Consider the following 6,711-nt stretch of genomic DNA (forward strand, 5'->3'; position numbering starts at 1 on the left):
GTTGTCTTATTTTATTGACGTCTGAGGGTGCATCAGCCCACTACAAGCTCCATCCGCACTTGCCGGAGGCCTTGTCACAGGCACGGGCGCGCTCCAGGGGGATTGACGGGATTTCACCTCCGCCGGCGGTGTCCCGGCGGGCGCCCGGTTCTCAGGGTCCCGTGTCATCCCCAGGTGTATGACACAGCCTCCCCCGGTCCGACCCGAGTCGCCCCCTCGGAACGGGAACTGCGACTGACTCCACGGCTCCGATCCGCCGGGACGATGGAACGGTCCCCGAACGCCGCACCGACAGGAGCACCCACCCGTGACCACCACCCCTCTCGCCGGCCGGACCACCACGGCGGCCGCCCGCGCCACGGATCTTGTCGAAGGTCTACGGACAGGGGTGAGACCCAGGTGGTCGCGCTCGACCGGGTCTCCGTCGAGTTCCGGCAGGCTGGATTTCTACCGCGATCATGGGCCCGTCGGGCTCCGGCAAGTCGACGCTGATGCACTGCGTCGCGGGCCTGGACACCTTCTCCTCCGGCTCGGTCAGGATCGGCGAGACCGAGCTGGGCTCCCTCAAGGACAAGCAGCTCACCAAGCTCCGCCGACAAGATCGGCTTCATCTTCCAGGCGTTCAACCTGCTGCCGACGCTGACCGCCCTGGAGAACATCACGCTCCCCATGGACATCGCGGGCCGCAAGGCCGACAAGCAGTGGCTGGAGAACGTGATCCAGATGGTGGGCCTCGCGGACCCAGCCTCGGCCACCGCCCTCGCAGCTCTCCGGCGGCCAGCAGCAGCGCGTCGCGGTCGCCCGCGCCCTGGCCTCCAAGCCCGACATCATCTTCGGCGACGAGCCCACCGGAAACCTGGACTCGCGCTCCGGCGCCGAGGTCCTCGGCTTCCTGCGCAACTCCGTGCGCGAGCTGGGCCAGACCGTGGTGATGGTCACCCACGACCCGGTCGCGGCGGCCTACGCGGACCGCGTGGTCTTCCTGGCGGACGGCCGGATCGTCGACGAGATGCACGCCCCGACGGCGGACACGGTCCTGGACCGCATGAAGCGCTTCGACGCGAAGGGCCGCACCAGCTGACGCAGGTGCGCCCCGGAAGGGCGCGGGGAACTGCGCGAGCAACCACGACGGCGCAGCACCCGCGAACGAATCATCGGCCCCCACGGCGCGTAGGTCACGGGGCTCCGCCTGGACCCCGCTCCTCAATCGCCGGAGGCAGTGATCCGCACCCGCAGCCCAACGGCCGCAGGGCTGATCTGCCCGGCCCAGACCTAGAAGAGACCCCCCATGTTCCGAACAGCCCTGCGCAATGTCTTCGCGCACAAGGCCCGCCCTGATGATGACCGTGCTCGCCGTCATGCCTCGGCGTCGCCTTCGTCACCGGCACCCTCGTCTTCACCAACATCATCTCCTCCGCCCTGGAGAAGTCGTCCTCAAGGGCTTCGACCACGTGGACGTCGCCGTCACCCCGGCTCCACCAAGTCCGAGGGCGACAGGGTCGGCCGGTCCACGAAGCTGACCGACGCCACCCTGAAGAAGGCGCGGAGCGTGCCGGGGCCGCCGCCGCGATCGGCGTGGTCAGCGGCTACGCGGCCGTCGCCGACCAGGACGGCAAGCTCGTCGGCAACGGCTTCTCGACCAAGGGCGGCAACTACTCGGGCACCGCCGGCAGGCCGACGACCGCTACCCGCTCACCGACGGCGCCGCCCCGCGCGCGAGCACCAGGTCGCCCTGGACGCGGAGACCGCGAAGCGGGCCGGGTACAAGGTCGGCGACCAGGTGCGGATGTCCATCGACGGACCGGTGCTCACGCCCACCGTCACCGGCATCTTCACCACGGACGACGGCAACGTCGCGGCCGGCGGCTCCCTGCCCCTGTTCGCACGGCGACCGCGCAGCAGCTCTTCCCACAAGCAGGGCGCGTACGACGAGATCGACGTGACCGCCGCGGCCGGGACGAGCCAGGACCAGCTCAAGCGGAACCTCGACGAGGCGCTGGGCACCTCCGCGGTCGACACCGACACCGGCAAAGCGGCTCGCCGACGACCAGGCCGAGATGATCTCGTCGTCGATGAGCTCCATGAAGACGATGCTGCTGGTCTTCGCGGGCATCGCCCTGTTCGTCGGCATCTTCATCATCGCCAACACCTTCACGATGCTGGTCGCCCAGCGCACCAAGGAGCTCGCGCTGCTGCGCGCCCGGTAGGCGCCTCGCGCCGCCAGGTCACCCGGTCCGTGCTGCTGGAGGCGTTCTTCGTGGGCGCCGTCGCCGCCGTCACCGGTCTGGGCGTCGGCATCGGCATCGGCGCGGGCATGCGGGCGCTGATGGACGGGACCGGCGCGATCATCCCGGACGGCCCGCTGGTCGTCTCCCCCGGCACGGTCGTCTCCGCGCTCGTCGTCGGCGTCCCTGATCACGATGCTGGCCGCCTGGCTGCCGGGCCGCCGCGCCGCGAGATCCCGCCGGTCGCCGCGATGAACGCGGTGCGCCGCCCCCACCGCCAAGTCCCTGGTGCTGCGCAACACGCTCGGCGCGCTCGTCTCGGCCGCCGGTGTCACGGCCGTGCTCGCCGCGACGACCATGAGCGGCGACTCCGGTCAGCTGCCGATGGGGCTCGGCGCCGGCCTGCTGGTGATCGGCGTCTTCATCCTCACGCCGCTGCTGTCCCGCCCGCTGATCGCGGCCGCCGCGCCGGTGCTGCGCGCCTTCGGCATCGCCGGCAAGCTGGCCCGCCTCAGCTCGGTCCGCAGCCCGCGCCGCACCGCCGCCACCGCCTCGGCCCTGATGATCGGCCTCACCCTCATCACCGGTCTGACGGTGATCGCGGGCAGCGATCCAGTCGGCGATCGACAAGATGGCGGCCGACTCCCTCAAGGCGGACTACGTCGTCTCCATGGCGAACGGGAACGCGCTCGCCCGACGTCCTCAAGACGCTCGACGGGACGCCCGGCGTCACCGCCACCAGCGGACTGTCGAACTCGCCCTCGCGCATCGACAACAGCACCGAGTACCTGACGGGTGTCAACGGGAAGACGATCAGCCGGCTCGCCGAACTCCCGGTGGACAGCGGCACGTTCACCGTGGGCGGCAGCGACGTCGTGGTCGACGATCGAGACCGCCGAGGACCACGACTGGAAGGCCGGCTCGGCCTTCACCGTCCACTACGAGGACGGCAAGGAGCAGCGGCTGACGGTCGCGGGCGTCTACGAGGGCAACGAGATGATCCGGGGATCATGCTCGACTCCTCGACCCTGAACCCGCACATCACCGACGGCGTCTCCGACATGCAGGTCATGCTGAAGACGTCCGGCGGCACCTCCGACGCCACCAAGGACAAGCTGACCAGGGCGCTCGGCGAGAACCCCGCGGTCAAGATCCAGGACCGCCAGGACATCTCCCAACGAGATCGCCCAGATGTTCACGCTGATGCTGAACATGCTCTACGGCCTGCTCGCCATGGCGGTCATCGTCGCCGTCCTCGGTGTCATCAACACCCTGGCCATGTCGGTCTTCGAGCGCCAGCAGGAGACCGGCATGCTCCGCGCGATCGGCATCGACCGCAAAGGGCATCAAGCGCATGGTCCGCCTGGAGTCCCTGGTGATCTCCCTGTTCGGCGGCGTGCTCGGCATCGGCCTGGGCGTGTTCTTCGGCTGGGCGGCCGGTCAGCTCATCGGCAACAGCATGTCGACGTACGCGCTGATCCTGCCCTGGGGCCGGATGGGGATCTTCCTCGCGCTCGCCGCGGTGGTCGGCATCCTGGCGGCCCTGTGGCTGCCGGCGCCGCGCGGCCCGGCTGAACATGCTGGCGGCGATCAAGTCCGAGTAGCCGTACGGCAGTCGTACGCGAAGGGGCCCGCCGGTGTGTCACCGGCGGGCCCCTTCACGCTACGGCGTGGTGCAGGACGCGGGTCAGACGTTCCAGGTACGGGCCCGCAGCGGCATCCCCGAGGCCCCCGCTCACCGGTGTCTTCTACCGCGAGGATCTGGTTCACGCCGATGCGGTTGCGCTCGAAGCTCAGGGCGGAGGCCGCCATGTAGAGCCGCCAGATCCGGGCCCGGCTGGGCTCACCAGCTTCGGGGCCTCCTTCCGGGGGCCTCCAGGTGCACCCAGTGCCGCAGCGTGAGCGCGTAGTGCGCGGATGGCCTCGACGTCGCGCACCTCGAACCCGGCCCACTCCAGCGGCCGTGGTGGTGCCGACGGGCGCCAGCTCGCCGTCCGGGAACACGTGGGCGTCGTGAACTCGTCGACCTCGTACGCCGACTCGTCCTCCTGGGGCCCGCGCGACGTCTGGTGGTTGAGCAGCCGCCCGCCGGGCTTGAGGAGGGCGTACAGGTCGGCGGCGTACTCCAGGCACCGCGCGGAGCCGGACGTGCTGCCGGCCAGCGCGATGGGAGATCGCGTCGCATGGACCGTCGCGCAGTCGGTAGTCCTGGACGCGGATCTCGACGCGGTCGGTGAGGCCCTCGTCGGCGACGCGCTTTCCCTGGCGAACGCGGCCTGTTCCTGCGAGAGGGTGACGCCGACGACGCTCACGCCGTGCTCACAGGCCGCGTGCACGGCCATCGAGCCCCAGCCGCAGCCGACGTCGAGGAGGCGCATCCCGACTTGAGGTCGAGCTTGCGGGAGATCAGCTCCAGCTTGTCGCGCTGGGCGGACTCCGGCGTCGACTCCGGCGACTCCCGGTAGGCGCACGAAGTAGACCATCGAAGGGCCGAGGACCAGCTCGTAGAAGTCGTTGCCGACGTCGTAGTGGTGGCTGATGGCCTGTTTGTCTGTCGCCCTTGGTGTGCAGGTGCAGGCGGCCTGCGACGCATCTCCTCGGCGGGCGGGGCCGGCGGCAGGAACGGTCCTGCGAGCTTGACCAGCTCGCGGGCCGCGCGCACCTGGGTCCCTGAGCGCCTCCACGAGGCTCCTGCGCTCCCTCTTCGGGGCGCTCCCAGATCGACCCGCCCAGTCGACCTCAGCGCGTCGCACAGATCGCCGTCCCACGTCCAGGTCGCCCGGCCACCCAGGCGCGGGCGAGCCCCAGCTCGCCCGGCTTCCAGAGCGAGTCGGCGCAGCGCGCGGCGGTTGCGCACGACGAGGGCCGGCGTGTCCGGGGCCCGGCCTCCGAGCTCTTCGATCCCAGGCGCGCAGCCACGCACCGGGAGCTCGGCGCCGGCAGCTTTGCGTCGGCGGGATTTCTTCAGCCGCTGTGCGCGTGGCGTCCTGCGCGGCGCACACCTCCCGTGACGAGGGAAATCCCGAACGGTCCCAGCGCCGTCGTAAGAAGCACCGAACAGGGCGGTTGCGCGGTCGTTATCGCGTCACGGAACGGCAAAATGCTTGGCCAGGGGCTTCACGTACTTTGGGCAGGAGAAAACCGACCACTCGCACCACGGATGGCAGAAAGCAGCCCCTTCAGCTGGCACTGAGGGCCGCAGGTCAGAGGCCTTAGCCTCGGCCTTCTTCTCCTCCACCACGGGCTTGGGCGCCGGCTTTGGCGGGCTCGCGACCTCCTCGCGCGGGACGCAGCGCACCGACGCGGTGATGTCGCGCTTCTGAGACATGTTGATCGTCCGCTCGGCGATCACCCGGACCTGCGGTTCCAGGTCGGTATGGCCAGACCGTGGTAATCACGGTGCATGTACCAGGCGAGACGGCCCTCGAGCTTGGATCTTCATCTTGCCCAGCTGACGATCATCGCGACGCCCTTGTGCAGGCCGAGACCCGCGACGGTTCGCCCTGTTGCTGTGGCTGTACCCTCTTCTCGCGGGAAGCCTCTGCATGCCGGAGACCACGTTGTCGCCGAGCGACCTTGGCCTGGCGCATGGCGTGCTGCGCGTTCGGCGGGCACCAGTGCGCTCTGTTGTTGCCCGCCTTGCGGCGCCGACGAGGTCCCGGCGTTCCGGGCGTCGCCGCCCGTGCGCTCCAGATGCAGTCGCTGCCGGCGACCCGGAGTGGCCTGCGACCCACGTGGCCGCGCGGGCCGAGCGCGGGAGACCGAAGCGCGAGAGGGCTGCCCGGGTTTCGACGCCGGCGGTCCACACGCACGGTGTTCGGAGCCTTCTGACCACCTCGAGCCCTGTTGGGAGGTTACACGACGACCAGGCCGACGCAGGACGGCATGGTGGTCTTCAGGTAGACCTCGATGCCGCGGGGACCTGGGGTGCTTGCGGGCCGTACTCGCCGAGCTCCGGGCCGACCTCGGGCAGCACCTGTCGGCGGCGTCGACGAGCACGAAGCGCATGTCCCTCGCGCTTTCACGTTTCCTTAGTAGAACTGGCCGCAAATGAATCGCCAGGTCCTCGACCTCACCGATGTGTCTCGGCGCCCGCGAAGCCACCGCGATCGACGATCAACGAGGTGAGCGCCTTGCGGCGATGATCTCCTCGTCGGTCGTCGATCTCGGCCTTGTCGCGAGAGGCCAGCTCGAGCATCGTGGCAGCGCAGGCCGATGGGCCTCCTCGACTGCACCTTCATCACCGATGCCGACCTCAGCGGCGAGGCCCGGCGTCGGGAAGGTGCGGAGTACCGCGCCGAGCGCGATCGCAGGTAGGCGAAGGACACCTGCTACGCCTCGCCGACGAGCAGGGCGACCGTGGCGGCCTGTGCAGGTCCTGGTCGATGGTGGTGACCGGTAGTGCACGAAAACGTGAAAGCGTTTCACGATAAATGCGAAAACGGTTAAACACCCAAATTCCACACAGCCGAACGAAGTGGCCATC

Annotated in this window: 1 protein-coding gene and 3 pseudogenes; 2 read left to right on the forward strand and 2 right to left on the reverse strand. The window is 69.6% G+C overall.

Annotated elements, in window-relative coordinates:
• Positions 1-307 precede the first annotated feature (307 nt).
• A pseudogene (locus RBJ77_RS56975) lies at positions 308-1,081 on the forward strand (ABC transporter ATP-binding protein).
• Positions 1,082-1,288: 207 nt separating this feature from the next.
• Positions 1,289-3,829 (forward strand): annotated as a pseudogene (locus RBJ77_RS56980) (ABC transporter permease).
• Between the two features lie 189 nt (positions 3,830-4,018).
• Here the strand turns inward: RBJ77_RS56980 and RBJ77_RS56985 are convergent.
• On the reverse strand, positions 4,019-4,909 hold the full coding sequence (locus RBJ77_RS56985; protein WP_372352179.1) for a cyclopropane-fatty-acyl-phospholipid synthase family protein: 891 nt from the start codon (positions 4,907-4,909) through the stop codon (positions 4,019-4,021).
• Between the two features lie 521 nt (positions 4,910-5,430).
• Positions 5,431-6,621 (reverse strand): annotated as a pseudogene (locus tag RBJ77_RS56990) (NAD(P)/FAD-dependent oxidoreductase); the annotation flags it as partial.
• Positions 6,622-6,711: the final 90 nt, after the last annotated feature.

Origin of the sequence: Streptomyces sp. KL116D (assembly GCF_030766975.1) — a bacterium.
GTDB lineage: Bacteria > Actinomycetota > Actinomycetes > Streptomycetales > Streptomycetaceae > Streptomyces > Streptomyces longispororuber_A.